Origin of the sequence: Deinococcus sp. YIM 134068 (genome assembly GCF_036543075.1) — a bacterium.
Classification (GTDB): domain Bacteria; phylum Deinococcota; class Deinococci; order Deinococcales; family Deinococcaceae; genus Deinococcus; species Deinococcus lichenicola.
Window position 1 is genome coordinate 1 of sequence record NZ_JAZHPF010000024.1, and the last position, 25524, is coordinate 25524.

Consider the following 25524-nt stretch of genomic DNA (forward strand, 5'->3'; position numbering starts at 1 on the left):
GTCTGGAGCTGAGCCAGGACAGCCTGGTAGAGTCGAGGAGCGTCCCCGGCGGCATTTTCAGTTGTCACAAACAGAAAGTGTCCCCTACCGGGGACGCTTTCTCATACTTTCTGTCAGGCGGTCAGGGCGGCACCCTGACCCGCTGGACCTGTACACGGTCGATCCCAGCACGAAAGACACTCGGACCCTCTTTGGCTTCTTTCTGTACGTCGCCAAGCCTGTTCTTGCTGGGGCGACACGGCTAGAGCGGTCCAAGATTCGCCCGCCCTACCTGTCCTCGCTGTCGCCGGAAGTGCGTATCCGTCAGCATCTGGGAGCGCAGCAACACACAGACCTGATGAGCCGGATGCAACGTCTTGTCACTGGGAAACAGAACCTTCCTCGGTGCGTCGGGTGGATGACAGACACGCAGGGCAGAGTGAAAGGGAAGGCTGCCAAACCCTCCGGGCGGAGGTCTCGTCGGCGGTCCTCAACTAACTACGTGTCAGTGCATCATCCTGAAGCGGTACTTAGTTCACAGTCTGACCCGTCCTCCTACCCTACGGCTAAGGAGTTGGCTCGGGATCATTGGTTAGATCAGATGGATCAAGCCGATATGTCTAGCGACTAGGTGAATTCCTCCCAACGGTGCCCGGAGCGAAGCGACGGGCCGCGCCGAAGGCGCGTGGACGGTCAACAGATACTGTAGCTGATCGATCAATTGCGTCTATTATCGATACGGCAAGCTCATCTATAATCTTACACCTTGCTTTGTAACTAAACGTATTTTAGTATTGCACTTCTACTATGCTTGCCAGAGTTAAACTCATTTCACGTAGCTTTTACCCTTGTATACGTAAGGTACATTGGGACGCCATAACATGGTGAATGTCATAACCGCCCCAGGCTTCCTCTCATATAAATAGGCAAATGTTACTATTATAAATTCACTCGCCGTGTTGAAACGCCATATGTACACGTCATTATACATATGGTGACTGGTTAATTTACCTTTAGTCCACTCTGGACCCAACGCTTCTGCGGTTAGTTGGTATGCCTCGTTTACCTCTACATCTGTAAGACCACAACTTATGGCCTCATTTCTGTAATAGGGCGTTAAGTTGCTTGGACAAACACGCAATTCCCTCAAGCTAGAATTCCATAAGCGTGTGAACCAATCAGGATGAGGGCCAATCTTCGCCCCTGGCGTTTTGATATCGCTACACAGAGATATTTGAGCTTCGATGGCCTTGCTATAATGATTAAAACAGAAATTGCCGTATTGATTGACTGGTTTATCAAATAGCCTGGGAGAGCTAGGATCACCAACGAGAATTGTCTCCGTAGGTTTAGGCGCAACAAATTTCCTACCTCTTCTCTCTCTCCCTCAAAGGAACATAATAGTGTTGGTATACATAAGCTTGTGCACAATCATAGAAGGCAAGCGGGCGGTTGTAAGGCTCCTTCCAAGGCCCGTTTGCTTGTGCAGCGTAATCCATACACGCTCCATATGCTTTTGGAAAGCGTTGCTTCAAAATGTTTTCAAAAGTATAGTCAATGGACTGAGCTGTAGAGAACAACAAAATACCAGCCAGTGAAGCAACAGCATGTCGCATAGAGCCTCCTTGTGTGTCTGAACATCCAGAACTTAGCAGATGTGCGATTGGCTCGGCACCACTGGTGAATACAGGTTCACCCAGGTAGGCGTCAGGTCAGATTCGACCCGTTGCCCGTCCATTTTTCTCCAGAGAAAAACGAGGGAGAGTTTGCTCATAATCAGTCTACCCGGCGATTCCGCTACAACAAAAACCCTCTGTAAGCCACGAGAAGGGGCAGATAAGGTAGTGGTGCCTCCCCTCAGGGGCCACCCTACCCCTCCTCGGCCTTCTATGGGCCAATCAGAGCAAAACAGAGAGCATTCCTGCCCGCATCTTCGACGTACAGCCGCCTATGCTGATAGTAAAAGCGCCGTGACATAGCGATCAAGTGAGGTTGTGCCGTTCGGCCCAACTGTAGAACTCCGGCTTATAGAACTCCAGCCGAATCTTCTTGTATTCCTTCGTCGAGTACAGGATGGCGTGATCGATGCCGGGCGCGACCTCCCGCTCAATCGCCTCAATCTTGCCGAACGCCTCCTCCTTGCTGCGCCCGTGGACCATCGTGAAGATGGTGTAGGGCCACTCGGGGTAGGTGGGGCGCAGGTAGCAGTGGCTGACCGCCTTGAACTCGGCCATGCGGCGGCCCGTCTCGGCCACCTCGTCCCCTGGCACGGCCCACACGCCCATCGCGTTGAAGGTGAAGCCCGCCTTCTGGTGCCGGAAGACGGCGGAGACGCGGCGCAAGGCACCCGCCGCCTTCATCCTCGCGGCGTGCGCGGCGACCTCCTCGATGCTCAGGCTGAGGGCGGCGCAGGCGTCGGCATAGGGTTCCTCGGTCACGGGCAGGTCCTTCTGGAACTCCACGACGAAGGCGCGGTCGAGGTCCGTCACCTCGTACCCGATGTTGCGGTCGGCGTTCGTGTACTGCGGCGCGGCCTTCGCGTTCCAGTCCTCCTTGCCGCTCATGTCGAACTCCACCCCGATCTTGAACAGGTGCAGGGTCGGCATCAGCCGGGTCACACGGGCACCGCTGAGGTCGTGGAGCCGCTGGACATGCGCCTCAATGTCGCTTTCAGGCGGCACGGCGATGGTGTACCAGAGGTTGAAGCTGTGGTTGCGCTTGTAGTTGTGGCTCACGCCGGGATGCCCGTTCACGATCTCGGCCCCCGCGTCGAGCTGGTCCTCGTCGTACACGGCGGCGACGAGGCTGGACTTGTACCCCAGCGTCCGCGTGTCGAAGATGGCGCTCACCTGCCGCAGCACGCCCTCCGCCTTCACCTCACGCAAGATGTCCAGCGCCTCGGCTTCGGTCATGCCGACCTCTTCCGCGATCACGCGGTAGGGGCGCTGGACGATGGGAATGTCGCGTTGGATGCGGTTGAGGAGTTGCTCACGCGGCGAAACCTGCGTGGCGGCGGGAGCGGGAGCGGTCATGAGGGAAGGATACCGCCCGCTACGACGGCAGAACGTCCCCGAACGAGCGGTCAGGCGCGCGAAATCCGGTCCTCCGGCACACTCTGAAGGTTTGCCCAGGCGGGTTCCCTGGGGTGGAGGGAGCAGCACGCCACAATGAGGCATGGTCACTGCAATCGTGATGGTGCAGGCGGAGCGGCAGCGAATTCAGGAGACCGCCGAGGCGCTGGCGGGCGTGCCGAATGTGCGCGAGGTGTACTCGGTGACGGGCGAGTGGGACATCGTGGCGATCCTGCGCCTCGCCCGCTACGAGGACCTCGATGACGTGGTGACGGGGCACCTGCGGAAGGTGGCGGGCATCACCCGCACCCAGACGATGCTCGCCTTCCGCACCTACAGCGAGGCCTTGCTCGATCAGGGTTTCGGGGTGGGGCTGGACGAGGGGACGGGGGGGTAGGGTGTCCACCAACCAGTCTTCCTCGGTACCCCATCGAGGGCGGTAGAGTGAACCCAACGTGTTGGCCTGCATCTTCCGCGAAGGGAGCAAGAAGTGGCGAACAGATTGACGAACCGACCCGGAGACGTGTCCCCTGAACTGACAAGCGTGCTTCCCCAACTCCAGAATTTAGGGCTACGGGGTGTAGACGTGACGGTGGGTCCCGATGGTGGCTGGCTTCTGGAATGTCGGATTGATCCAAAAATTGAGGACGAGTACGAACCTAAGCGGGATATTGGAACGGTCCTGATGCGTGCCGCCCGCGCCGCCGGGAGTTGGGTGGACGACATCACCTTCCGCACGGCAGATGCCCGGTAAGGCCCAGCACGAGGCATAGGCCCAGCACAACAGGCGCATCCTCGACAGCCTCCCCGAGGATGCGCTCGACTGGCGAATCACCTTGATGATGTACACCACCCTCCACGGCATCCGGGCACACATCAGCGACGTTCGCCCCGGCTACCGGGGCACGGACTTCAACTACGAGAGCCTCCCCCGCATCCTCCAGCGCGATATTCCGAACCCGTTGGACGAAATGGCGGCTGCCTTCGTCCTCCTCAAGCGGATTTGCCACGCCGCGCGTTACGAGTGCAAGGATCAGCGGTGGTTGGAGCGGAAGTTCCCGGAGGCACAGGCGGCTTACGAGGACATTCTGAGGGAACTCCGGGCCGTGAACGTTCTCCTTTGACCCGCTCTCCTACCGCCGCGCCGCCCGCCACAGCAGCAGCCCGCCCGCCAGCACCGCGATCAGGTCGGGCGCGTAGGCGGCGACCGTGGGCGGCAGCGCCCCGTTCTCACCCATCACCCGGAAGACGCTCCATGTGGCGTAGTACGCGAAAGAGAGAAGCAGCGCCCACACCAGTCCCAGATTCAGCCCGCTGCGGAAGGTGTAGACGGCGAGGCTGACCGCGAAAAAGGCCAGCGCCAGCGCGGCGAGCGGTTCGGCGAAGCGGCGGTGCAGGGCGGTGAAGTCGGCGGGCGAGCGGACGCTTTGCTGGCGGTAGGTGTTCGTGCGCTCGATGAGTTGTGAGAGGGGAAGGTAGATCGGCCTCAGCGCCCCGTTCCCTCCCTCGAAGCTCGCCTGAACGTCCTGCACGGGGAGGGTGCCGCTGACGAAGGTGAGCACCGTGACGGGCCGGGCGTCCTGAAAGGTGACGCGCCGCCCGTCCTGAAGCTCCAGTACGTTGCTGCCGGGGCGCAGCCGCCCACGCCGCGCCGTGATGACCTCACGCGGGGGCGCTCCCGCCTGCATCGTCACGATCCGCAGGTCGCGCAGCTCGCCGCCCGGCAGCGCCCGCCCCACGCTGATCGCCCGCCCCAGCGCGTCGCGGAGGACGAGGCCGTTCTCCCCCAGCCCCAGGACGCGCGGGTTGTCGAGGACGATCTCGCGCTGGACGGCCTGCACACGCACCTTCGCGCGGGTGACGAGGAGTTCGCTGAGGGCAAAGGACAGCACCGTGACCCCCACTGCGAGGAGCAGCACGGGCCGGAACAGCCGCGACGCGGGCACCCCGCTCGCCAGCGCCGCCTTGATCTCCGAGTCGGCGGCGAGGCGCGACAGCCCGAGCAGGATGGCGAACATCAGGGCGATGGGGAGCGCGGTGGCGACCGCCTCCGGCACGTTGAGGGCCACGAGCCGCGCGACGAGCAGGGGGTTGGCCCCCTTGGCGAGCAGCGGCGCGATGGCCTCCTCCAGCAGCGTCAGCAGCACGAGCACGATCACGCTGGCGAGCGCCCCCACGAGCGGCGGCAGAATCTCGGCGAGGACGTACCGCTCGAAGCGTTTCAGGGACGGGGGCCTCACCGCAACCTCCACGCGAGCAGCCCCGCGAAGAGCAGGAAGACGAGGTTGGGCAGCCACGCCGCGAGCACGGGCTGGACGGCCCCCGCCCGCGCGAGTTGCGGCACGGTCGTCCACAGCACGTAGAACGCCACGAGGAAGACGAGCACCGCCGCGAAGGCCGCCGCCCTGTTCCGCAGGAACAGCCCCAGCGCCCCCGCCGCGAGCGCGAACACGACCGGCGTCACGGGATCGGCGAGGCGGGCGGCGAGCTGGAAGGTGTAGTCCCGCCGCTGCTCGGGCGTCAGCCGACCCGAGGCCAGCCGCTTATGGAGTTCCGGCGTGCTGACCTTGTTCGCGGGCGGTGGGGGTGGGGCCAGCGTGTCCCCCTGCGGGAAGCTCAGCGGTCCCTTCGCCTGCCGGGGATCCTCGCCGGGTCGGGTGATCCAGGCGTTCTGGAGGGTCCAGGTGCCCTTCCCGGTGTCCCAGGTGCCCGTCTGCGCCGTGACCGTCTCCGCGCCGCGCTGAACGAGCACGCCGTCGAGCTGGGCGACCGTCCCGCCCTCCGGGTTGCGGACCCGGCCCGCGTAGAAGAGCGCCCCCGGCGGCGCGTAAGTGTAGTTGTCCTGAGTGGGGGGCGGCGGCACGGTCCCGTAGATGCCGTACCACGCGCGGTCCCAGCGTTCCAGCCCGGCGGGCACCACGTACCCGGCGTTCACGTAGGCGACCGCGCCCACGAGGACGAACGGCAGCGCGAGCGGCCACACCAGCGCCAGGGGCCGCACGCCCGCCGCGAACATCGCCTTGAGTTCACTGTCGCTCTGAAGCCGCCCGAAGGCGAGCAGCACCGCCAGAGGCACCGCCAGCACGAGCGCCCGGTTGAGGATGGTGGGCGCATAGGCTCCTACTGCGGTCAGGACCTCCCCGAGGGTCGCGTCGTGTACCAGCAGCAGCCCCGCGACCGTACTCAGGATGTCCGCGAGTTGCAGGATTAAAAAGAGCGCCAGCCCCGCCGCGTACCACCGCAGGACCTCGCGCAGCACCGAGCGGATCAGGAGGGCGGGCACGCGCGGCATTGTAGAGCAGGGGTCGGCACGGATTCGTCACTTGTGGAAGCCTCCAACTCCCAGCTTTCAGCCGTCAGCAGAATAAAAGGGAGAGGCCCCACCGACCACGCGGCGGAGCCTCTCGAACTCGGGAAGGGGAAGCCTCAGCCCGTCTGCGAAGGAAGCGGGTTGTCCCACAGGTGGCGCTCGCGGCGGGCGACGTGTTCGTGGAGCCGGAGGATGGCCTCGTTGCCCTGCGCGCCGCGCTCGGCGATGGCGCGGGCGGTGGCGGTGTCGAGGTAGGCGAGGCGCAGGAGTTCTTCACTCCGCAGGCCGTCGCGGGTCTGCTTGACGCCGCGCTCCCGGCGGATGGTGGCCGAGTCGGTGCCGAGTACGGAGCGGTTGCTGATGGAACCGAGCTGGCCGTACACGCGCCCCTCGCCGCCGTGCCGGGCGACGGTGCTCATCAGGGTGCGGCGGGCGTCGGTGCTCTCCAGCCGGGCGGCCAGCCAGCGCCGCGCCTCGGGGTCGGCGTTGCGCTCGGCGATCTGGGCGGCGAGGCGCACGTCTCCCGTCAGCGCGCGGGCGAGCAGGGTCTGCGCCCGCTTGCGCCAGCGCCGCGCCTCGGGCGTGCCCAGCGTGAAGGAAAGCTGCGCGAACTCGGTGGCGCTGAGGGTCGCCTCCGGCCCCACCCCGAAGTCACGCTCGGGGCTGCTCAGATCATGGTCGTCGGCAAAAGCCGTCCAGTTGTCGGGCATGGGAACGCCCAGGGTGGTGAGGGCGGTCGCGGCGTGCAGCAGTCCGTCCGCGCTGGCGGGCAGGCGCTGCGTGCCGAATTCCAGGGTCACGGGGGCCGTCTTCATGCGTACATCTTAACATAAATTATGCTAATAGCATAATAATTTGCGGCTACGCGGCACTGCTGGACGCCTTATAAACCCCGACTCAGACGTAGGTTCTCGGCAACCCGGTCCCACAAGGTACGGTTAAGTCCGGCGTCCTCCACCGCCCGCGCCGGAAGGCTATGAAGACCGAAAGCCGAGGCTCACGGCCCCAGGGAGCGTGCCGCCTACACTCCCCCCATGCCCACCCCGCCCCACCGCCAGCGAGAGAAGGCGTGCGCCCGCTGCGGCCAGCCCTCGCCCGTCATGTACCGCGTGGTCCGCCGCGAGGACGAGGGCTGGGTCTTCCTGTGCCCGCCCTGCCGCCGCACCGAGGCCGAGGACAACCCCGAGTACCGCTACGGCGGCACCTGGAAGGCCGTCAAGGGTCGCGGCGGGTCGGCGTAGGTCGGGCGTGCAGACCCGGAGCCTAGGTCTTCCCGACGTGCGGGGGGCACGCGCGGCCCAGCGCCTCGCCCCCCACGTCGCGCCGCTCAATCTGTGGGTGGAGGCGCAGGCCGCCGCCTCGGGCCGCTGGTTTCCCGCCCTCGACCCGCATGACGGCGGCGTGGGGGCGCGGGTTCTCCTGCTGCTCGAATCACCCGGCCCGGTGGTGAGCCGCACGGGCTTCGTCTCGATGGACAACCCGGACGGGACGGCGGAGAACCTGCGCTGCCTGTTGCATCTCTCCGGCCTGCGGCGGGGGGACGTGGCCGTGTGGAACGCGGTGCCGTGGCAGATGAGCGAGAACGGCGTCGTGACGCCCCGGCCTGCCCAATACGCCGAGGCCGCGCCGCTGACCCGGCACCTGCTCTCGCTCATGCCGGAGCTGCGTGCTGTGGTCCTCGTCGGTCGGCACGCACAGGCGGCCTGGCCGGAGGTGGGGTCGGGTCTGCCCACCCTCGCCTGCCCGCACCCCAGCCCGCAGAACTTCAACGCGCGGTGGCGGTCGGCGGGAGTGGCTTTAGGTGCCCTCGTGAGCGCCCGTGAGCTGTTGCGGGATGAGAAAAGCGCCCACCCTCACACGGGGTTGGACGCTCCTCCTGCTGACGGCTGAGGGCTGATCGCTGACCGCTACAGCACTTCCTTCACCACCCGTACCACGTTCTCCACGGAGAACCCGAACTTCTCGAACAGCACCGCAGCGGGGGCGGAGGCCCCGAACGTCTCCATCCCGACCACCGCGCCGTCATGGCCCACCCACTCGTACCACGGCTGCTTGCTCGCGGCCTCGATGGCGACGCGCCGCACGCCGGGTGTGAGCACGGAGTCGCGGTAGCTCCTGTCCTGCTCGCGGAAGAGTTCCATGCACGGCATCGACACCACGCGGGCGGCGATGCCCTCCCCGCTCAGCGCCTCGGCGGTATCCATTGCGAGGCTGACCTCCGAGCCGGAGGCGACGAGGATGACCTGTGCCCCCTCCACATCACGGACGACGTAAGCGCCCTTCCTCACGCCCTCGACGTTGCGGGGCATAACGGGCAAATCCTGGCGGGAGAGCGCGAGCGCGGTGGGGCCGGTGCCGTGCTCCAGCGCGAGGAGCCACGCGGCGGCGGTCTCGTTCGCGTCGGCGGGGCGGATGACGCGGGCGTTCGGCACGGCGCGCAGCATGGCGAGCTGCTCGATGGGCTGGTGGGTGGGGCCGTCCTCGCCGAGGCCGATGGAGTCGTGGGTCAGCACGTAGGTCACGGGCTGCATCTGGATCGCCGAGAGCCGGAAGGCGGGCTTGAGGTAGTCCGCGAAGACGAGGAAGGTGCCCACCAGCGGGCGCGGACCGCCGTACAGCGCGAGACCGTTTCCGGCGGCGGCCATGCCGAACTCGCGCACCCCGAAGTAAACGTTGCGGCCCGCATAGTTCTCGGCACCGAAGGTCCCGCCGTCCTTGATCGTCGTCTTCGTGCTGCCGCTCAGGTCCGCGCTGCCGCCCATCAGACCGGGCACCACCCGCGCCAGCGCGTTGATGACCTCCCCGCTCGCGTTGCGCGTGGCGACGCCCTTCCCGCCCGGCTCGAAGGTGGGGAGGGCACTCTCCAGATTCCCCGGCAGCTCCCGCTTGAGGAGGGCCATCACCTCGGCGGCGAGGTCGGGATACTGGGTGGCGTAGGCGTCGAACATCGCCTGCCACTCGGCCTCCAGCTTCGCTCCCCGTTCGGTCGCGTCCATGTGGGCGCGCACCTCGTCCGGCACGGTGAAGGGCGGGTAGTCCCAGCCCAGCGCGGCCTTCGTCGAGGCCACACCGTCGGCCCCCAGCGGCTCGCCGTGCGCCTTGCTCGTGCCCGCGCGGGGGCTGCCGAAGCCGATGGTCGTCCGCACTTGAATCAGGGAGGGTCGCCCCGTATCGGCCTTCGCCTCGCGGATGGCCGCCTCGATCTCGTCCAGATTGTTGCCGTCGGCCACGCGCAGCACCTGCCAGCCGTAGGCACGGTAGCGGGCCGCCACGTCGTCGGACTCGGCCTGGGAAGTCGCCGTGTCGAGCTGAACCTCGTTGTCGTCGTGCAGCCAGATCAGCCTGCCGAGCCGCAGGTGCCCGGCGAGCGCCGCCGACTCGTGGTTGATGCCCTCCTGAAGGTCGCCGTCGCCGAGGATGGAGTAAACGTCGTTGTCGAAGACGGCGAAGCCCTCGCGGTTGTAGCGGGCGGCGAGGTGCGCCTCCGCCATCGCCATGCCGACCGACATCGCCGCGCCCTGCCCGAGCGGCCCCGTCGTCGCGTCCAGCCCCTTCGTGTGGAAGAACTCCGGGTGGCCGGGCGTCTTGCTGCCCCACTGCCGGAAGCGCTTGAGGTCGTCCAGCGGCATGTCATAGCCCGTGAGGTGCAGCAGCGAGTAGATCAGCATGGAGGCGTGACCCGCCGACAGCACGAAGCGGTCGCGGCCCGCCCAATCCGGGTTCTTCGGGTTGAAGCGCAGGAAGCGCTGCCACACCACGTAGCCCATCGGGGCCGCCCCCAGCGGTGCGCCGGGGTGCCCGCTGTTCGCCTGCTGCACGGCGTCGATGGCGAGCGTGCGGATGGTGTTCACGCTGAGCTGCTCCACACTCTGCTGTTGTTGGGTAGCCGTCATGGGGCCAGTGTAAGGGGCCATACCATAGGGCCAACCCGGTCTGTCTTCACCCTGTGGTCAGACAGGACAGGCCAGAAAAGGCAGGTGCCCCCACCAACACAGGCAAGGGCACGGTCTGAAGCGGGATTGGGGGCGCTCGGCTCCCTCCGGTCCGGGGAACAGGCACACCACGGCACCTCCATTCCGGTGAGGACAGAATACGGTTGGGGCGTAATCCTGTCAAGTCAATACGTGAATGTGACCTGAGTATGAGTCGGGATGTATGGAGGGCGGGGGTGACGGGTACGGGGTTGGGCTTGCGAAGGAGGGACGCATATGCACTCGCAAGCCATTTGGCGTAGATCGGGGATTCGCCCCCGGCTCCTGCGACGAGCACCATAACCGCGTGAGCCTTCCTGACCCGACGCCGACAGAGGCGACGCTTTCGGTACGCCCCTTCCAGAATGCCGACGCGCCCGCCGTCGCGCGGCTTGTCACCGCCGGAATGCGGGGGCATTGGACGTATACGGTGGAGCAGTTCAGGGAGAGTGCCGACCCTGGCCGTGTGCGGCTCGTCGCTGTAAATGGGGATGAGGTGGTCGCCACCCTCCACCTTTCCCCGTTCGGTTCCGCCGCCTCCGACGCGCTGAGGCCCGATCTGGCGGGAGACCCGACCACCTTCACGGCCCTGTACCTCGCCGCCCTGGCCCGGCTCCCGAACGGCTTCTCCCGGCTCCTCGGCGTGACGCGCGAGGACTGGCCGGAGACGATGGGCTTCTTCCACGCGGCAGGCTCTCGCAACGCCTGGCAGTCGTGGGGCGCGCACCTCGACCTCACGCGCTTTGACCCGGCCCCCTTCGCCGCGCTGGAAGAACGCCTCTTCCTCGCCGGGTACGAGGTGGAGCGGCTGGGGGAGAACGCGCCGGAAGGGGATTGGGCCGCCCTGCACGCCCTCCACACGCTCGGCATCGAGAACGCGCCGCGCCACCCGACGACCACACCCGACCCGCTCACCCTGGCTGAGCTGCGGGAGATGGTCGTGCGTGAGGAGGTCGCCTTCGTGGTCCGCCTCCGGGGCGAGATCGTCGCCAGCACCCGCCTGACGCCACAGGGCCGGGAGGTGGAGATCGAACATACTGTCACCGCCCGCGACCACCGGGGCCGGGGTCTCGCCACCGTTCTGGGGGCGCACGCGCTGGGATGGGCGAGCGAGGAGGGGTATGCACGCGCAAGCACGGGCGGTGCCGTCCTCAACCTCCCCATGCTGCGGGTCAACTCCCGGCTGGGCTACGTCCCCGAGGCGATGTGGGTGACGTGGGAGCGGCGGCTGTGAGCGGCACGGCCCCTCCCGTATCCGGCCTCACACTTTCTTCGATATGCGACTTTTTTTAAGGAAATCTTCATCGGGGAGGAGCAGGCTTGGGGCATGTCACCGCTGACCTTCGAGGAACTCGTTGCCTACTTCGCGCACTCCCAACCTGCCGGGCAGCCCTACCGTGAGATCGATTTCGTCCGGCTGATCGAGGACCTGGGGCTGGAGAACGCGAACGAGCTGCGCCAGGAAATTGTCGCCCAACTCGCGGACGGGCACCGCCTGCAAGTCATCCAGGCCGTCCTCGCGGCCTGAGCCAGCCTCCCCTGAAATGACAGGCCCCGCTTCGGCGGGGTCTTTTGTGTCCTCAGCGTGTCCTCGGCGCGTACTGTTCCAATCCTCCCGCCGCCTCGAACTCGGCCTGAAGCACGTCCAATCCCTGCTCCGGCCTGCTCGCGGCATCTCCCGGATTCGTCCGCGCGTGGAACTCCAGCGCGTCGGGGTAGGCGTCGCCGTCGGCGTCGGCTCTCGCTTCCAGCACCCGGTACAACACCTCCCCGAACCTCGCGCCCGGCTCGGCCCGGAAGCCCGCGCGCAGGCTCTCCCCGAAGGGGTTCCAGCCGGGGCCGCCCTGCGCGCTGAGATGGCACGTCACGCATGGCACGACCCGGCCCGAGAGCTGCCACAGCGGGTCGCCTTTGTCATGCCCGACCTGCTGCGCGGTGAGGAGGCGGTACTTCGGCAGGGCCAGGACAGCGGGAGCGGAGAGCAGCACCAGCCCGGTGAGCGCCGCGCCCAGCCAGAGGCTCAGGCGATCCATCCCGGCCCCGCGAAGTCTCCACCCAGGATGTCCCGCGCGTTCAGCCCCAGCCAGGTCGTCAGCGCCCCCGCGTAGACCCCCCGGAAGTCCTGCTTGTAACGGATGTCGCCGTCCTCCAGGTCCTCCAGGTCCGGACTGTCGCCGTGGACCCCGCCCCTCACTCCCTGGCCGAGGGCGAACATCACGCTGCCCTGGCCGTGGTCGGTGCCCGCGCTGGCGTTCTCGGCCACCCGGCGTCCGAACTCCGAAAAGCCCATCACGATCACCCGGTCAGCCAGGCCCTGCGTTTCCAGGTCGGTCTGGAAGGCGGCGAGGCCCGAGGCGAGGGTTCCAAGCAACTCGTCCTGATCGGCCCGTTGCCCGGCGTGGGTGTCGAAGCCGTTCAGGGAGACGTACAGCACCCGCTGTCCGGTTCCGGCGGCGATCAATCGGGCGGCGTCCTGAAGATTGGTTCCGAAACGGCCCTCCGGGTACTTCGCGCCGGGGCGGTACTTCGCCGCGTTCGCCTGCACCTTCTGTGTGTTCGCCACCATCTGCCGGGTCGCGCGGCCCAGGTAGTCGGCCTCGCCCTGACGGGGGAGGTTGAGCAGCCGCTCGAAGGCCCCGTCCAGCCCCGCCGGGAGCTTGACCTGAAAGCTGTCCACGCTGCCGATGGAGGGCAGGCTGAACTCGGAGGCCCGCAGCGCCTGCGGGGTGGTGCCCCCGATGTTCGACGCGCAGAAGGGGTCGCCGATCTTCTCGGCCACCCGCCCGATCCAGCCCTCGGCCCGCGCCTGCGTGGGGTCGGCGGTGTGCCAGATCGCCATGCTGGCGAAGTGGGAGCGGTGGGGGTTGGGGTAGCCCACGTTCTCCATCCAGGCGAGGTGCCCGCTGTCCCAGAGCGGCATCAGGGGCTTGAGGGCCGGGTGCATCCCCAGGTCGGGGGTGAGGGTCAGCACGTCCTTTTTAGGGATGGCGATGTTGGGGCGGGCCGCATAATACGCGCCGTTGGAGGACGGCACCAGGGTATTCAGGCCGTCGTTGCCCCCGGTGAGCTGGATCACCACCAGGGTCTTGCCCCCAGAGGCGGGCTGGGCCGCCGCCTGTGCCGCCGCACGGGCGAGAAAGCCGGGCATCCCGCTCGTGGCGGCGATGGCCAGGGTGGAGTACTTGAGAAAGTCGCGTCGGTCCACGGTCATGGTCACCTCTCGGGTCACTTGGGACTCAGGCCAGCCCGAATTCGGGGCTGATCAGGGTCAGGTACAGGCGCTGCCTGGGGTTCAGGCCGTCCGTCACTCCGGCCAGCGGCGAGCGCTCGGTGCCCAGCAACGCGAGGTCGGAGGGGTGCGTCTCCAGCCCCGGCGCGCCCTGACCCAGCGTCAGCGAGGCGGCCACCTGCATCCGCAGCAGCAGGGCCGTGTCGCCCACCCACTCGCGGCCCCCGTCCCAGCCCTTCACGCTGTCGGGCTGAAGCAGAAACTGACCCATCCGCCCGGCGGTCTGCGCGAGGTTCAGGACCTGTTTGACCTCCAGCCGGGGCTGCCCCAGCGTACGCAGCGCCCCCACGATGAAGGCGACCGGACTGCGGATGATCGCCCCGCGCCGGGCATAGAAGTGGTCGCTGGCGAGAAGTTCCTCCAGCACGGCCTGGATATTCCCCTTCGTGCGGCGGAAGGTCTCGGCGCTGGTCGCCACCGCCGCCTCGTCGGGCGTATCGGCCACGAAGGCGCGGTGCAACTTGCGGGCGACGAACGTGGCCGTGGCGGGATGGGTGGCTGCGATCCGCACGACGTCCTCGCCGCTGAGGTTCCCGCTCTGGCCCAGGTAGGTCTTGCGGCCCCCATCGTGCTGGCCCGAGACGAAGAAGAACTCGGAGTCCTCCAGAAACCTCCGGTTGCCGCGCCCACCCCGGAAGGTCCAGCCGGTCAGGGCGCGGGCACCCTCCTGCACGTCCTTCTCGGTGTAGGAGCCGACGCCGGTGGTGAACAGTTCCAGCAGCTCGCGGCTGAAGTTCTCGTTGGGCTTCCCCTTGCGGTTCCGGTCGGCGTCGAGGTAGCGCAGCATCGCGGGCGACTGCGCCACCTCCAACGCGAAGCGGGCAAAGTCCGTCGTGGCCGCGTGGCGGCGCAGCAGGTTCAGGTAGTCCGCGAGCACGGGCACGTTCCGCACCTTGTCGGTGCCGACCACGAAATGGTTGCTCCAGGTGAGGGCGAGCACCTCACGCAGGGGGTGAGGACTGTACAGCAGTTCATACAGCCACGCCGCCCGCGTGAGCTGGACGCCCGCGAAGGGGGTGGCCGCCTCGGCGGGGTCGAAGGGGTTGCCAGGTGCGAGCTGTTGATCGAGGGCCAGCCGCTCGCGGGCCACCTCGCGGGCGTCACGGCCTGCCAGGGCGCGAATCTGGGCGTCCGTCGCGCCGAACGCGGTTCGTCTCAGCAGGTGTGCGGCGTCCTCCAGGGTGAGGCGTCGGGAGAGGGGGTTCAGGGACATGGAACCTCCGGGAAGGGGGAGGGGCAGATCATGGTCACTTCTTGGAGTCCTTCCCGGCCAGGAAAGTTCCCAGCTCCCCCGCCTTCACCTCCTGGATGCCTGCCAGGGCCTGGCGGAGGGGCGTGTCGGGGAGGTTTCCCACCAGCCACACGAAGTCCGGCCCCACCCGGCGCGAGGCCACACCGGGCGCGGTGCGGACGTTCCGGGGGGCGATGACCAGCGCCAGGACGTTGATTCCGTCACTGAGCGTGACTTCCGCGCCACCCGCCTCCCGCGCTGCCACCGCCGTGGGTGTGAATCCGGGCGGGAAGCGCAGGCCGGGCAGCGCCGCGAGGACAGCCTGACGCAGGCCGGCGGGCATCGTCGGCACCGGTCTCGGACGGCGGGCCGGTTGCGCATTCACCCGCGTGAAGGCGGCGCGGCGGGCGAGGGTCCCATCCGGCATCCGTTCCTCGAAGGCGAGCGGCACGTTCCACGCCCGGTCCACCCAAATGCTCCAGTGGGCCGCCTGCCCGACGTTGGGCGTCAGGTCGAAGCGGGTCACGTCGCGGCCTGCCAGCGGGGGAGCGTCCGCCCGCGTGACCGTGAAGTGACGGCGGATGAGCGCCGGGCGGAAGGGCACCACCGGGAGGCGGTCAGCGCGTCGGGCCGACTCGGCGGCCACCGCACGCGGCGGGAAGAGCACGCTCACCTCGGCCTCCCCCTTCGCCGCCAGCGTCCGCGCCCGCCACAGGGCGGAGGAGAGGTCGTCGATGGCGTCGGCGTGGGCACCGCTCAGACTCAACAAGGCCAGCAGGGCGAGGAACCGTCTCACCAGCCCTCCCCGAGCGTACCCGCATAAGCGTCGTAGGCGGCGCTGGACGGCAGCGGCGGCACGGGCCGCAGCACGAACGCGCCCGTCAGCACGGCGGCGGCGGCGAGGAGAGCGGGCCAGCGGAGCGTCCGGGCACGGCGGGGAGGTAGAGGCTCTGCCGCCAGCGTCCCCCGGTGCCACGCCAGGAACCGCTCCGCCGCCCCCGCGTCCTCCGCCGTCTCCTTCCGTGCCCGTGCGAACAGCGCGTCAAGCTCCCTGTCGTTCATCCCCTCAACCTCCCCTTCACGGCGTTACTCCTATTCCCGCCAACAACCCGCGCAACGCCGCCCGTCCCCGGTGGATACGGCTCTTGACCGTGCCCACCTCCACGCCCATCACCTCGGCAATCTCGGCGTAGTCCAGCCCCGACAGTTCCCGCAGGCTCACGGCCTCGCGCTGGTCGGGCGGAAGCTGGCCCATCGCCCACGCGAGGCGGTCCCGTAGGTCGGCCTGCTCCCCGGCACGGACCGGGCTGTGGGGGGCGGCGGGTTCCGGCGTGTCCTCCAGCGCCACCGCCTGACGTGCTGCCAGCGCCCGGTGGCAGGCGTTGAGGGTAATGCGGTGCAGCCACGTGGAGAACTGCGCCTCGCCGCGAAAGCCGCCCAGATTCCGGTACATGCTGATCAGGACCTCCTGCACCACGTCGTCGGCGGCCCCCGGCCCCACCATTCCGGACGCGAGGCGGTGGACGCGCGGGGCGTGCCGCCGCACCAGCGCCTCGAACGCCGCTTCCCGCTGCGGACCGGGGTGCGCGGCCAGCCGGGCGAGGTGCGCGTCGCTCGGCTCGTGGGAGGAGTGGGGGGGAGCGTGGGTCAAAGCCGCCTCAAGCGTAGGAGTCGGGGGAGGGCGGAAAAGTTCCACGGGCGGGCGAGAGCGGGTGATGTCCATGAGCCGCTTCGAGAGGTCGGCGTCGGCAGGTCGGCAGGGCTTTTCTCCCTCTCCCCCCGTGGGTGACTCGGAGAGCTGCGAAGCAGAGGGCCGGGGTGAGGGGGCGTGTGACCCGCTCCATCGTCAGGGAGGGGCCTTGACCTTCCTCCCGTTCTTGGAGGCCGGGCCAGTCCACCCCCACCCGGCCTCCCCCCTCAAGGGGGAGGGGCAAACACACGGGGTCGTTTCTCCGTCCCCCCATCCTCACGCCCACAACGGAGGCTCCCCTCTACACTGGACCCATGCCCGCCCACCCTCTCTCCCCCTCCGCCGAGGATTACCTCAAGCACCTGTATCTCCTCGGACAGCGGGGGCGGGTGAATACGCAGGCGCTCGCGGACGCGTTGGGCGTGGTGCCCGCGAGCGCCACGGGAATGCTCCGCAAGCTCAGCGAGCAGGGCCTCGTGTCGCACGCGCCGTACCAGGGGGCGGAGCTGACGGGCGAGGGGCAGCGGGTGGCGCTGGAGGTGTTGCGCCATCACCGCCTGCTGGAGCTGTTCCTCCACCGGGCGCTGGGCGTGCCGCTGGACGAGGTTCACGAGGAGGCCGAGCGGCTGGAACACGCCCTGTCCGAGCGGCTGGAGGCCCGCATCGCCGCGTGGCTCGGCGACCCCACCCACGACCCGCACGGTGACCCCATCCCCACGGTCACGGGCGAGTTGCCCGAGCGGGCCGAACGCCGCCTGACGCAGCTCGCGCCCGGTGAGACAGCGAGGATCGCCCGCGTGCCCGACGGCGACCCGGCGGGGCTGCGTGCCCTCGTGACGGCGGGCCTGACCCCCGGCGCTCCCGTCCGGGTGGAGCGGGTGGACGCCGCGCTGGGGACGCTGACCGTCCTGTTGCCGAACGCCGCACACCTCACCCTCGCGCTCGGGGTGGCCGGGCAGGTGCAGGTTCACGCGGGGGAGGGGTAGGGAAGAGAGTCGCCAGTCGCCAGCTTCCAGTCGCCAGGAAAAGACCCGGAGCGTCGGCTGGTCGCTCCCGTCCTTCCACTCGCCAGCCTTGAGCCATCCATGACCGACTCCCGCCCCCTCTGGCTCCGTCACCTGCACGCCGCCCACCTCGCGCTGACCTTCCTGACGACGCTGCCGCTGCCGCACGTGCGGGAGGTGCGGGAGGGGGACTTCGCGCGGGCGAGCGCTTACTACCCGCTGGCGGGGTACGCGGTGGGTGGGGTGGTGGCCCTCGTGCTGTGGCTGCCGCTGCCCCTGCCGGAGGGGGTGCGGGCGGCGCTCGCGGTAGGGGCGTGGCTGGCGGTGACGGGGATGCTCCACTTCGACGGGCTGGTGGATAGCGCGGACGCCCTCTTCGCCATGAAAAGCCCGGAGCGGCGGCTGGAGATTCTGCGGGACGTGCATGTGGGTGCCTTCGGGCTGGCGACCGGAGTTCTCGCGCTGCTGACGCTGTGGAGCCTGCTGTCCGCTCCCCTTCCCGTGTTCGCCCCCGTCGTCGCGGCGGTGGTGGCGCGGACGGTGCTGCTCGCGCCCATGAACCTGTACCCGGCGGCGCGGCAGGAGTCGCTGGGGGCGCGGTCGCGGGAGGGGCGGTGGGGAGTGGCGCTGCTCCTCACCGTGCCCGCGCTGTTGCTTCCCGGTGCGTGGGTCGCCGTCCTCGCCGCGTTCGCCGCCGCGCTCCTCGTCGCCCGCTTCGCCGCCTCGCGGCTGGGTGGGGGGCTGAGCGGGGACGTGTACGGATTGATCGTGGTGACGGCGGAACTCGTGGCGCTGGGGGCGTTCGCGTGGGGCCGTGCCTGATGAATGGGGCTGAGGCCGTGCTGACCCTCCACCTCGTTCGGCACGCCCCGACCCTCCCCAACGCCGAGCGCCGTTACCCGAGGGGGGACGAGGACGCGCCGCTGTCCGTGGAGGGACAGACCCTCGCCCGCCGCCTGCGCTTGCCCACCGATGCTCAACCTTTCACTTCCCCCAGCCGCCGCGCCCGCGAGACCGCCGCGCTCGCCGGATTCAGGCACGCCGTTCCCACCCCGGCCCTCACGGAGGCCCGCTTCGGCGTGATGGCGGGCCACACCTGGGCGGAACTGGAGGCGGAGTTTGGAGACGCCCCACGCGGCTGGATCGACGCCCTCGCCGACCCCACCTCCGACCACGGGCCGCCGGGAGGGGAGACAGGCCGCGCCTTCCACGCCCGTCTTCAGGGCTGGTTGGAGGTCCTACCCGCCCAGGGTGAGATCGTCGCCTTCACGCACGCCGGGCCGCTCCACGCCGCGCTGCGCCTCGCGGTCGGCCTGCGCGCCGTCGCCACGCCGCCGGGCACGGTCGCCACGTTGCGGCGGGCGGGCGGGAACTGGTGGCTGGTGGGGCTGACCACTGACCGCTGACCGCTGACCGCTGACCGCTGACCGCTGACCGCAGAAATGTTCCCCTCCCGCCTCGCCCGCCCTGCCCGCCTCTGCTACCCTGCCCGCACCTGGGGATGGGGAAGTCCGGTGTGAGTCCGGCGCTGTCGCGCAACGGTATGCAGGCCCTGGCCCTGTAAGCCCGAATGCCACCCAGGGACGCCGCCACCGCCCGAGCAGGGCTGTGGGGCACCTCTCGCCGTCAGAGGGCCAGTTCGTGAGTTCGTGCATTCCCGGCTCAATACCGCGCCGTGATGCCCACTCCGGCCCCGGCTGGAGCGGGCTTCTGTCGTGCGCCCCTTCAGCTCGCCCCCCGCCACGCACGCCGGAGCCTCGCCTATGCGCCACCTCATCCCCCTCGTCGCCCTCGGTGCCCTGCTGCCGGGCGGTGCCCTCGCCGCAACCTATCCCCTCACCGTCACCGACGACCTGGGCCGAGCCGTCACCCTGGGCCGCGAGCCGAGGCGCATCGTCTCCATGCTGCCGAGCCACACCGAAACGCTCGCCGCCATCGGCGCGGGAACTCGCCTCGTGGCCGTGGATACCTTCAGCAATTATCCGGGGGCGGTGGTGGACCGCGTGCCGAAGGTGGGCAGCGCCTTTCAGCCCGACATCGAGGCCATCGTGGCGCTGAAGCCCGACCTCGTGCTGGCCGATGAATCGAGTGGATCGCGGCTGACGGAGCGGCTGGTGGCGGCGGGCCTCACCGTGTACGGCGGCAGCGCGCAGACGTACAACGAGGTCTTCGAGAAGATCGGCGTCCTCGGGCGGCTGACGAACCGGGAGACGGCGGCGCTCAACCTCATCACGCGGATGCGCGGCGAGCTGAACGCGCTCCAGGCGAGTGTGGCCCGGCTCCCGAAGGTGAGCACGTACTACGAGGTGGACCCCGCGCCGTACTCGGTCGGCCCCAACTCCTTCATCGGCACGCTCATCACGAAGGCGGGCGGGCGCACCATCATCCCCGCGCGGCTGGGCGACTTCCCGAAGATCGACCCCGAACTCATCGTGCAGGCAGACCCCCAGGCGGTGATCGGCGTGGCCCCGGCGGACGCGCGGACCCGGCCCGGCTGGGCGAACCTGCGGGCGGTGCGGTCGGGTCGCGTCTACACCCCAAGCGCCGAGGAGCGCGACGCCCTCTCGCGCCCCGGCCCCCGCCTGCCCGTCGCCCTGCGCGCCCTCATCCGCTGGCTGCACCCGGAGGCCCTGAAATGACCGACCCCGAATCCACCGACTCAGCCACCGCCACCCGCCGCGAGGCCGCCATGCGCGAACTCGCCGAGGCGCGCGACACCTACCAGAAACGCGAGGACCTGACCCGTGGACGCCGGGGCCTCCTGATCGTGAACACGGGCAAGGGCAAGGGCAAGACGACCGCCGCGCTCGGCCTGATGCTGCGGGCACACGGGCGCGGGCTGCGCGTGCGGATGTTCCAGTTCCTCAAGCACGAGGGGGCACGCTTCGGCGAACACCGCGCCCTCGACGCGCTGGGCCTCCCCCACGAGGGCCTCGGCGACGGCTTCACCTGGCGCTCGCGCGATCTGGAGAACTCTGCCGCGCTGGCCGAACACGGCTGGGAGCGGGCGAAGGAGGCCATCCTCTCCGGCGAATACGACCTGATCGTCCTCGACGAGTTCACCTACCCCCTCAAGTTCGGCTGGGTCGCGTGGCCCGACGTGGAGGCGACGCTCAAGGCCCGTGACCCCAACCTCCACATCGTCGTCACCGGGCGCGACGCCCTGCCCGAACTCGTCGCCCTGGCCGACACCGTGAGCGAGATTCAGCCCGTCAAGCACGCCTACAACGCGGGAATCGGGGCGCAGGCGGGCATCGAACATTGACGGGAAAGACGTGGGGGGACAGGGGGTGGAGGGGAGGCGGGAGGCGGTGCGCGGTGTGCGGAGGTCGCTTCTCCTTGCCCTCGCGCTGGACGCGCTGGGAGAGCCGCCCGCGCGGCTGCATCCGGTGATCTGGATGGGGAACTATCTCAAGGGGGCGCGTCTGCGTTGGCGAGCCTCCGCTCCTGCCGCTCAATTCTTTGAGGGGGGCGCGGGGTGGGTGCTCGGGGCAGGGGTGGCGGCGGGAGTCGGGTGGCTCACGAACCGTTTTCCGGGCGGGTGGGTCACGCGCGGCGTCCTCCTCAAGCCCCTCCTCGCGCGGCGGGCGCTGTTCGCGGCGGTGGGGGAGGTCCATGCGGCCCTCGCGTCGGGCGATCTCCCGGAGGCGCGGCGGCTCCTCGCGTGGCACCTCGTCAGCCGGGAGACGGGCGAACTGAGCGCGGCGGAGGTGGCGGGCGCGTGCATCGAGAGTCTGGCCGAGAACCTGAGCGATAGCGTGGTGGCACCGCTGCTGATGTTCCGGGCGGGCGGGCTGCCCCTCGCGGCCCTGTACCGTTACGCGAACACGGCGGACGCGATGTGGGGCTACCGCACCCCCGACCTCGAACACGCGGGCAAGGTGGCCGCCCGCACCGACGACCTCCTCAACCTCGCCCCCGCCCGGCTCACGGCGCTGTGTGCGGTGGTGGCGGTCCTCCCATCCGGGTTGGACGCTCCCGGAGCGTGGCGCGTCTGGCGGCGGGACGCGCGAACCACCCCCAGCCCGAACGCCGGGCACCCCATGTCGGCCTTCGCGGGGGCGCTCGGCGTGCGGCTGGATAAGCGGGGCGTGTACGTCCTGAACGCTGATGGACGCACCCCGGACACCTCAGACCTGCCCCGCGCCCTGCGCCTCGCCCGCTGGACGCTCGCCCTCGCCGTCCTCGTGCTGCTGCTTCCCCTGCCCCGGAGGCCCCGGAAGTGACGGACCGCCTGCCCCCCCTCCTGCCCCGCGTACCGCACGGCGGGCCGACCTCACACACCTTCACGGGGCTGGACTTCAGCGTGAACGCGAATCCCCACGGGCCGAATCCGGTGCTCGTGCGGGCCATCCGGGACGCCGACCACGCCCACTACCCCGACCCGACCTATGCCGGGGTCCGCGCCTGCCTTGCCGACTGGCACGGGCTGAGCGCGGAGGAGGTCGCCCTCTCTGTCGGTGCCTCCGACCTGCTGCACCGCCTCGCCCGCGCGTTCCTGCCGCCGGGGGGCACGCTGCTCAGCGTTCACGCTCCTTTCGGCGAACTCGCCCGCGCCGCCGCCCTGTCCCGTGCCAAAGTACGAGTCACTCCGCCTGAGCAGGTCGTCTCCGAGATCAGGCCCGGCGTCGCCCTCGTCTACGTCGGCCATCCGCACAATCCCACCGGGCACGTACACACAATGGGGGAGTTGAAGACTCTCGCAGATGCCTGCCTCACCGCCGGGGCGCTCCTGATCGTGGACGAGGCGTATGCGCCCTTCACGAACGCGCCCACGCCGCCGCGTCATCCCGCCGTCGTGCGCGTCCTGTCGCCCGGCAAGGCGCATGGATTGGTCGGCGCACGGCCCGCCTCCGCGCTCGCCTCGCCGGAGGTCGTGGCCCGGCTCGACAACCTCGCGCCCGCGTGGCACCTGCCCGCCTCCACCGCCGCCGTCCTCGGGGCGCTGCCGGAGGGTGGAGCATTTCTCGCCCGGACGCTGCCGCTCGTGGCTGACGGTGCGCGTGAGCTGGCCTCCGCCCTCGCTCAGTTCGGCCCGGTCGAGCATCACGGCACCCCCTACCTCACCCTGCGCGTGGGGGACGCCTCCCATGTTACGTCAGCCCTGTTGGAGCGCGGCCTGCGCGTCCGCGACTGCGCGAGTTACGGCCTGCCCGACCATATCCGCGTGTCCACCCGGCTGCCGGGGGAGAATAGGCGGCTGGTGGAGACGCTTCGGGCCGTGTTGGATGGAGACGTGTATGAATGACTGTCTCGTTCTGGTCACGGGCGGCACCGGCCACCTGGGGCGTCTGCTGGTTCAGGCTTTGCTGGGAGAGGGTGCCCGTGTGCGCGTGCTGACCCGCCGGGTGCCCTCCTCCCCACAGGCGGGCGTGGAGTACGCGGTCGGAAATTATACGGACGGAACCGGACTCGCGGAGGCGCTGGCCGGGATAAGCCGGGTCATCCACACCGCCCACGTCCTCGGTGATCCGCTGGCCGACGCGCGGGGAACCCTGCATCTGCTGGAGGCGGCCCGCGCCGCCCACCGACCCCACTTCACCTTCGTCTCCATCGTGAGGGCGCGTCAGGCCCGCGCCTTCGGGTACTACGCGGGCAAGGTGCGCGGGGAGGAACTGGTGGAGGCGAGCGGCCTCCCCGCCCTCGTCTTCCGGGCGGCGCAGTTTCATCATTTCGTGGACGAATTGCTGGTTGGAGTGGACCGCCTGCCCTGGCTCCCCGTGCCGGACGGAGAACTGCAACCCGTTGCCGTGGAGGAGGTCGCCCACGAACTCGCGTGGCGGGCGCTGGCCGGTCAGCGGGGCACGTTCGACCTCGCCGGTCCAGAGGTGCGCCGTGTCTCCGACCTCGCGCGGGCGTGGCTGGCGGCGCGTGGGGAGGGAAAGCGGGTGCTGCCCGTCCGCCTTCCCCTCCCTCTCCCGGTCCTGCGGGCGATGCAGCAAGGCCGCTTCATTGAGCCAGGGGCAACACGTGGAGTCATCACCTGGGAGGACTTTCTGAGGGAGAAGGCTGCGCGTGGCTAACGCCATCATGGTGCAGGGCTGCACGAGCAACGCGGGCAAGAGTTACCTGACCGCCGCCCTCTGCCGCGCCCTGGCCGACGAGGGCTACCGGGTCGCCCCCTTCAAGGCGCAGAACATGAGCAACAACGCGGGCGTCACCCCCGCCGGGCTGGAGATGGGCCGCGCCCAACTCGTGCAGGCACGGGCGGCGCGCGTCACCCCCGACGTGCGGATGAACCCGGTCCTCCTCAAGCCCGAGGCCGATACCCGCTCTCAGGTCGTGTTGCTGGGTCGGGCAAGCCCGGAACTTACCGCGTTGGGCTGGCGCGAGCGTAAGGCACACCTGTGGCCCCACGTGCGAGAAGCCCTCCACAGCCTCCTCTCCGAGTTCGACGTGGTGGTCATCGAGGGGGCGGGCAGCCCCGCCGAGGTCAACCTCCGGTCCAGCGACATCGTGAATATGCGGGTGGCGCTCGAAGCCCAGGCGGGTGTGCTCCTCGCCTGCGACATTGACCGGGGCGGGGCCTTCGCCCACCTCCTCGGCACGTGGCATTGCCTGACGCCGGAGGAACGCGCCCTGCTACGCGGCTTCGTCCTCAACCGCTTCCGGGGCGATCCGGGGTTGCTCGCGCCCGCGCCGCAGTGGCTGGAGGAACAGACGGGCGTGCCGACGGTCGGCGTCGTGCCCATGCTCGACATTCCGCTGCCGGAGGAGGACGGGGTGGCGTTGGACGGTCCGCAGGCCACGGTGGACGGCGGCTTCGTCGCCATCGCCCGCCTGCCGCGTGTCTCCAATCTGGACGAGTTCGCCCCGCTGGGGCTGCTTGCCCGCTGGGTGTCCGCGCCCGCTGAACTGGAAGGGGCACGGGCCGTCATCCTGCCCGGCAGCAAGAGCACCGCCGCCGACCTCGCGTGGTTGCGCGCGTCCGGGCTGGCGGGGGCCATCACCCGCGCCGCGCTCGCCGGAATTCCCGTGTTCGGCGTGTGCGGCGGCCTCCAGATGCTCGGCCAGAGGGTCGGAGACCCGCACGGCATCGAGGCCCAGACTTCAGGCACGGGAGAGGTGCCCGGCCTCGGCCTCCTCGACCTCTCGACAGAACTTGCTCCCGATAAGACGACCTTGCTGACTACCTTCACCGACGCGGAGACGGGCCTGCATCTCAGCGGCTACGAGATTCACCACGGGCGCACGGTCGCCGGGCCGAACGTGGACGAACTCGCTCCGGGGCTGCTGTGGCGGCGGGGCAACGTGCGCGGCACGTACCTTCACGGCCTGCTCGAAAACCCGGCCTATCTCGAGCGCTTCCTGGGGTGGGCGGGCCTGACACCGCCGACCGCCCTCGACAGCCTCGACGCCCGGTTGGACGCCATCGCCGCGCGGGTGAGGGCGAGCCTCGACTGGCCCCTCATCCAGCGGCTCGCCGGGGGTGGCGCGTGATCGTCTTCGTCACGGGTGGGGCACGCAGCGGCAAGAGCACCTTCGCCGAGCGCCGCGCCGCCGCGTCCGGCCTGCCCGTGACCTACCTCGCCACCGCCCAGGCCTTCGACGCGGAGATGACGGAACGCATCACGCGCCACCAGGGGGACCGTCCGGCGGGCTGGGTCACGGTGGAGGAACCCCTCGACGCCCCCGCCGCCCTTCTCGCCGCCGCCACCCCCACCGTCCTCCTCGACTGCCTGAGCCTGTGGGTCAGCAACCTGATGCTCGCCGACGAACCCGACGACGCCCTCCTCGCCCGCGCCGACGCGCTCCTGACTGCTGCCCGCGCCCGACCCGGCCTGACCATCCTCGTCACCAACGAGGTCGGCCTCGGCATCGTCCCCGACAACGCGCTCGCCCGCCGTTACCGTGACCTGCTCGGCTGGGTCAACCAACGCGCCGCCGCCACAAGTGACGAGGCGTGGTTGCTGGTGAGCGGTTTACCCGTACAACTCAAGCCCGCTCCCTTCCCTGACTCCTAACCCCTCAACCCTAAC

The 25524-nt window shown here is 69.1% G+C and carries 28 protein-coding genes; 16 read left to right on the forward strand and 12 right to left on the reverse strand.

Translation table 11 applies throughout. From position 1 onward, the window contains the following. Window positions 1–1346 precede the first annotated feature (1346 nt). Window positions 1347–1595 (reverse strand): hypothetical protein, encoded by a 249-nt coding sequence (locus V3W47_RS16665; protein ID WP_331826354.1) that lies wholly within the window; start codon window positions 1593–1595, stop codon window positions 1347–1349. A gap of 366 nt (window positions 1596–1961) precedes the next feature. Then, window positions 1962–3011: a siroheme decarboxylase subunit alpha gene (gene ahbA / locus V3W47_RS16670; RefSeq protein WP_331826355.1), complete on the reverse strand. Its 1050-nt coding sequence runs from the start codon at window positions 3009–3011 to the stop codon at window positions 1962–1964. Between the two features lie 142 nt (window positions 3012–3153). Here ahbA and V3W47_RS16675 point away from each other — a divergent pair, with 142 nt between their 5' ends. After that, entirely contained in the window at window positions 3154–3447 is a 294-nt protein-coding gene (locus tag V3W47_RS16675) for an Lrp/AsnC family transcriptional regulator (RefSeq protein ID WP_331826356.1), read from the forward strand. A 445-nt stretch (window positions 3448–3892) separates the two neighbouring features. After that, entirely contained in the window at window positions 3893–4174 is a 282-nt protein-coding gene (locus tag V3W47_RS16680; protein WP_331826357.1) for a hypothetical protein, read from the forward strand. A 9-nt stretch (window positions 4175–4183) separates the two neighbouring features. Here V3W47_RS16680 and V3W47_RS16685 read toward each other — a convergent pair whose 3' ends face one another. The 3 genes from V3W47_RS16685 to ddrC all read right to left on the reverse strand — a co-directional run bounded on the left by V3W47_RS16685 (window position 4184) and on the right by ddrC (window position 7175). Continuing rightward, window positions 4184–5275, reverse strand: a complete 1092-nt coding sequence (locus tag V3W47_RS16685; RefSeq protein WP_331826400.1) for an LptF/LptG family permease — start codon at window positions 5273–5275, stop codon at window positions 4184–4186. A gap of 11 nt (window positions 5276–5286) precedes the next feature. Then, window positions 5287–6342, reverse strand: coding sequence for an LptF/LptG family permease (locus V3W47_RS16690; protein WP_331826358.1), 1056 nt, complete (start codon window positions 6340–6342; stop codon window positions 5287–5289). A gap of 134 nt (window positions 6343–6476) precedes the next feature. Continuing rightward, window positions 6477–7175 (reverse strand): DNA damage response protein DdrC, encoded by a 699-nt coding sequence (gene ddrC / locus V3W47_RS16695; protein ID WP_331826359.1) that lies wholly within the window; start codon window positions 7173–7175, stop codon window positions 6477–6479. 219 nt (window positions 7176–7394) lie between these two features. Here ddrC and V3W47_RS16700 point away from each other — a divergent pair, with 219 nt between their 5' ends. Beyond that, window positions 7395–7601 carry a DUF8622 domain-containing protein gene (locus tag V3W47_RS16700; RefSeq protein ID WP_331826360.1) on the forward strand — a complete coding sequence of 69 codons (207 nt, stop codon included), beginning with the start codon at window positions 7395–7397 and terminating at the stop codon, window positions 7599–7601. A gap of 7 nt (window positions 7602–7608) precedes the next feature. Beyond that, the gene (locus V3W47_RS16705) at window positions 7609–8250 is read left to right on the forward strand and encodes a uracil-DNA glycosylase (RefSeq protein WP_331826361.1); all 642 of its coding nucleotides are present in this window, start codon (window positions 7609–7611) and stop codon (window positions 8248–8250) included. A 17-nt stretch (window positions 8251–8267) separates the two neighbouring features. Here the strand turns inward: V3W47_RS16705 and tkt are convergent, their stop codons facing one another. Further along, entirely contained in the window at window positions 8268–10253 is a 1986-nt protein-coding gene (tkt, locus tag V3W47_RS16710; protein ID WP_331826362.1) for a transketolase, read from the reverse strand. Between the two features lie 385 nt (window positions 10254–10638). On the opposite strand from tkt, the gene V3W47_RS16715 reads away from it, so the two are divergent. Together V3W47_RS16715 and V3W47_RS16720 are read left to right on the forward strand one after the other, a co-directional pair. Further along, window positions 10639–11565: a GNAT family N-acetyltransferase gene (locus V3W47_RS16715; protein WP_331826363.1), complete on the forward strand. Its 927-nt coding sequence runs from the start codon at window positions 10639–10641 to the stop codon at window positions 11563–11565. Window positions 11566–11658: 93 nt separating this feature from the next. Next, on the forward strand, window positions 11659–11859 hold the full coding sequence (locus tag V3W47_RS16720) for a hypothetical protein (protein ID WP_331826364.1): 201 nt from the start codon (window positions 11659–11661) through the stop codon (window positions 11857–11859). 52 nt (window positions 11860–11911) lie between these two features. On the opposite strand, the gene V3W47_RS16725 is transcribed toward V3W47_RS16720, so the two are convergent. The 6 genes from V3W47_RS16725 to V3W47_RS16750 are packed head-to-tail and all read right to left on the reverse strand — an operon-like array spanning window position 11912 to window position 16502. After that, complete coding sequence (locus V3W47_RS16725; RefSeq protein ID WP_331826365.1) at window positions 11912–12364, reverse strand: hypothetical protein; 453 nt, start codon at window positions 12362–12364, stop codon at window positions 11912–11914. Then, on the reverse strand, window positions 12352–13542 hold the full coding sequence (locus V3W47_RS16730) for a DUF1501 domain-containing protein (RefSeq protein ID WP_331826366.1): 1191 nt from the start codon (window positions 13540–13542) through the stop codon (window positions 12352–12354). Before V3W47_RS16730 ends, V3W47_RS16725 begins: the two co-directional genes overlap by 13 nt. A 25-nt stretch (window positions 13543–13567) precedes the next feature. Further along, complete coding sequence (locus V3W47_RS16735) at window positions 13568–14833, reverse strand: DUF1800 domain-containing protein (protein ID WP_331826367.1); 1266 nt, start codon at window positions 14831–14833, stop codon at window positions 13568–13570. Between the two features lie 34 nt (window positions 14834–14867). After that, the gene (locus V3W47_RS16740) at window positions 14868–15647 is read right to left on the reverse strand and encodes a transcriptional regulator (RefSeq protein WP_331826368.1); all 780 of its coding nucleotides are present in this window, start codon (window positions 15645–15647) and stop codon (window positions 14868–14870) included. Continuing rightward, complete coding sequence (locus V3W47_RS16745) at window positions 15644–15913, reverse strand: hypothetical protein (RefSeq protein ID WP_331826369.1); 270 nt, start codon at window positions 15911–15913, stop codon at window positions 15644–15646. The genes V3W47_RS16740 and V3W47_RS16745 overlap by 4 nt, the downstream gene beginning before the upstream one ends. 16 nt (window positions 15914–15929) lie before the next feature. Continuing rightward, the gene (locus V3W47_RS16750; RefSeq protein WP_331826370.1) at window positions 15930–16502 is read right to left on the reverse strand and encodes an RNA polymerase sigma factor; all 573 of its coding nucleotides are present in this window, start codon (window positions 16500–16502) and stop codon (window positions 15930–15932) included. A 353-nt stretch (window positions 16503–16855) separates the two neighbouring features. On the opposite strand from V3W47_RS16750, the gene V3W47_RS16755 reads away from it, so the two are divergent. From V3W47_RS16755 to cobU, 10 genes are all read left to right on the forward strand, one after another. Then, a complete protein-coding gene (locus tag V3W47_RS16755; protein WP_331826371.1) occupies window positions 16856–17527 on the forward strand; it encodes a metal-dependent transcriptional regulator in 672 nt (223 codons plus the stop codon). Between the two features lie 99 nt (window positions 17528–17626). Then, complete coding sequence (locus V3W47_RS16760; RefSeq protein ID WP_331826372.1) at window positions 17627–18367, forward strand: adenosylcobinamide-GDP ribazoletransferase; 741 nt, start codon at window positions 17627–17629, stop codon at window positions 18365–18367. Beyond that, window positions 18367–18951: a histidine phosphatase family protein gene (locus V3W47_RS16765; RefSeq protein WP_331826373.1), complete on the forward strand. Its 585-nt coding sequence runs from the start codon at window positions 18367–18369 to the stop codon at window positions 18949–18951. The genes V3W47_RS16760 and V3W47_RS16765 overlap by 1 nt, the downstream gene beginning before the upstream one ends. Window positions 18952–19308: 357 nt before the next feature. After that, complete coding sequence (locus tag V3W47_RS16770) at window positions 19309–20184, forward strand: ABC transporter substrate-binding protein (protein WP_331826374.1); 876 nt, start codon at window positions 19309–19311, stop codon at window positions 20182–20184. After that, a complete protein-coding gene (cobO, locus tag V3W47_RS16775) occupies window positions 20181–20810 on the forward strand; it encodes a cob(I)yrinic acid a,c-diamide adenosyltransferase (RefSeq protein ID WP_331826375.1) in 630 nt (209 codons plus the stop codon). Before V3W47_RS16770 ends, cobO begins: the two co-directional genes overlap by 4 nt. 55 nt (window positions 20811–20865) lie before the next feature. After that, entirely contained in the window at window positions 20866–21771 is a 906-nt protein-coding gene (cbiB, locus tag V3W47_RS16780) for an adenosylcobinamide-phosphate synthase CbiB (RefSeq protein WP_331826376.1), read from the forward strand. Further along, window positions 21768–22793: a pyridoxal phosphate-dependent aminotransferase gene (locus V3W47_RS16785; RefSeq protein WP_331826377.1), complete on the forward strand. Its 1026-nt coding sequence runs from the start codon at window positions 21768–21770 to the stop codon at window positions 22791–22793. The genes cbiB and V3W47_RS16785 overlap by 4 nt, the downstream gene beginning before the upstream one ends. Further along, the gene (locus tag V3W47_RS16790; protein WP_331826378.1) at window positions 22786–23568 is read left to right on the forward strand and encodes an SDR family oxidoreductase; all 783 of its coding nucleotides are present in this window, start codon (window positions 22786–22788) and stop codon (window positions 23566–23568) included. The genes V3W47_RS16785 and V3W47_RS16790 overlap by 8 nt, the downstream gene beginning before the upstream one ends. 7 nt (window positions 23569–23575) lie before the next feature. After that, window positions 23576–24985 (forward strand): cobyric acid synthase, encoded by a 1410-nt coding sequence (locus V3W47_RS16795; RefSeq protein WP_331826401.1) that lies wholly within the window; start codon window positions 23576–23578, stop codon window positions 24983–24985. Beyond that, window positions 24982–25509: a bifunctional adenosylcobinamide kinase/adenosylcobinamide-phosphate guanylyltransferase gene (gene cobU / locus V3W47_RS16800; RefSeq protein WP_331826379.1), complete on the forward strand. Its 528-nt coding sequence runs from the start codon at window positions 24982–24984 to the stop codon at window positions 25507–25509. Before V3W47_RS16795 ends, cobU begins: the two co-directional genes overlap by 4 nt. Window positions 25510–25524 lie beyond the last annotated feature (15 nt).

Bases quoted from the DNA above. Each gene is read 5' to 3' on its own strand.
- V3W47_RS16665 (WP_331826354.1), bottom strand. From the start codon at position 1,595: ATGCGACATGCTGTTGCTTCACTGGCTGGTATTTTGTTGTTCTCTACA.
- ahbA (WP_331826355.1), bottom strand. From the start codon at position 3,011: ATGACCGCTCCCGCTCCCGCCGCCACGCAGGTTTCGCCGCGTGAGCAA.
- V3W47_RS16675 (WP_331826356.1), top strand. From the start codon at position 3,154: ATGGTCACTGCAATCGTGATGGTGCAGGCGGAGCGGCAGCGAATTCAG.
- V3W47_RS16680 (WP_331826357.1), top strand. From the start codon at position 3,893: ATGTACACCACCCTCCACGGCATCCGGGCACACATCAGCGACGTTCGC.
- V3W47_RS16690 (WP_331826358.1), bottom strand. From the start codon at position 6,342: ATGCCGCGCGTGCCCGCCCTCCTGATCCGCTCGGTGCTGCGCGAGGTC.
- ddrC (WP_331826359.1), bottom strand. From the start codon at position 7,175: ATGAAGACGGCCCCCGTGACCCTGGAATTCGGCACGCAGCGCCTGCCC.
- V3W47_RS16700 (WP_331826360.1), top strand. From the start codon at position 7,395: ATGCCCACCCCGCCCCACCGCCAGCGAGAGAAGGCGTGCGCCCGCTGC.
- tkt (WP_331826362.1), bottom strand. From the start codon at position 10,253: ATGACGGCTACCCAACAACAGCAGAGTGTGGAGCAGCTCAGCGTGAAC.
- V3W47_RS16720 (WP_331826364.1), top strand. From the start codon at position 11,659: ATGTCACCGCTGACCTTCGAGGAACTCGTTGCCTACTTCGCGCACTCC.
- V3W47_RS16725 (WP_331826365.1), bottom strand. From the start codon at position 12,364: ATGGATCGCCTGAGCCTCTGGCTGGGCGCGGCGCTCACCGGGCTGGTG.
- V3W47_RS16730 (WP_331826366.1), bottom strand. From the start codon at position 13,542: ATGACCGTGGACCGACGCGACTTTCTCAAGTACTCCACCCTGGCCATC.
- V3W47_RS16735 (WP_331826367.1), bottom strand. From the start codon at position 14,833: ATGTCCCTGAACCCCCTCTCCCGACGCCTCACCCTGGAGGACGCCGCA.
- V3W47_RS16745 (WP_331826369.1), bottom strand. From the start codon at position 15,913: ATGAACGACAGGGAGCTTGACGCGCTGTTCGCACGGGCACGGAAGGAG.
- V3W47_RS16755 (WP_331826371.1), top strand. From the start codon at position 16,856: ATGCCCGCCCACCCTCTCTCCCCCTCCGCCGAGGATTACCTCAAGCAC.
- V3W47_RS16760 (WP_331826372.1), top strand. From the start codon at position 17,627: ATGACCGACTCCCGCCCCCTCTGGCTCCGTCACCTGCACGCCGCCCAC.
- V3W47_RS16765 (WP_331826373.1), top strand. From the start codon at position 18,367: ATGAATGGGGCTGAGGCCGTGCTGACCCTCCACCTCGTTCGGCACGCC.
- V3W47_RS16770 (WP_331826374.1), top strand. From the start codon at position 19,309: ATGCGCCACCTCATCCCCCTCGTCGCCCTCGGTGCCCTGCTGCCGGGC.
- cobO (WP_331826375.1), top strand. From the start codon at position 20,181: ATGACCGACCCCGAATCCACCGACTCAGCCACCGCCACCCGCCGCGAG.
- V3W47_RS16790 (WP_331826378.1), top strand. From the start codon at position 22,786: ATGAATGACTGTCTCGTTCTGGTCACGGGCGGCACCGGCCACCTGGGG.
- V3W47_RS16795 (WP_331826401.1), top strand. From the start codon at position 23,576: ATGGTGCAGGGCTGCACGAGCAACGCGGGCAAGAGTTACCTGACCGCC.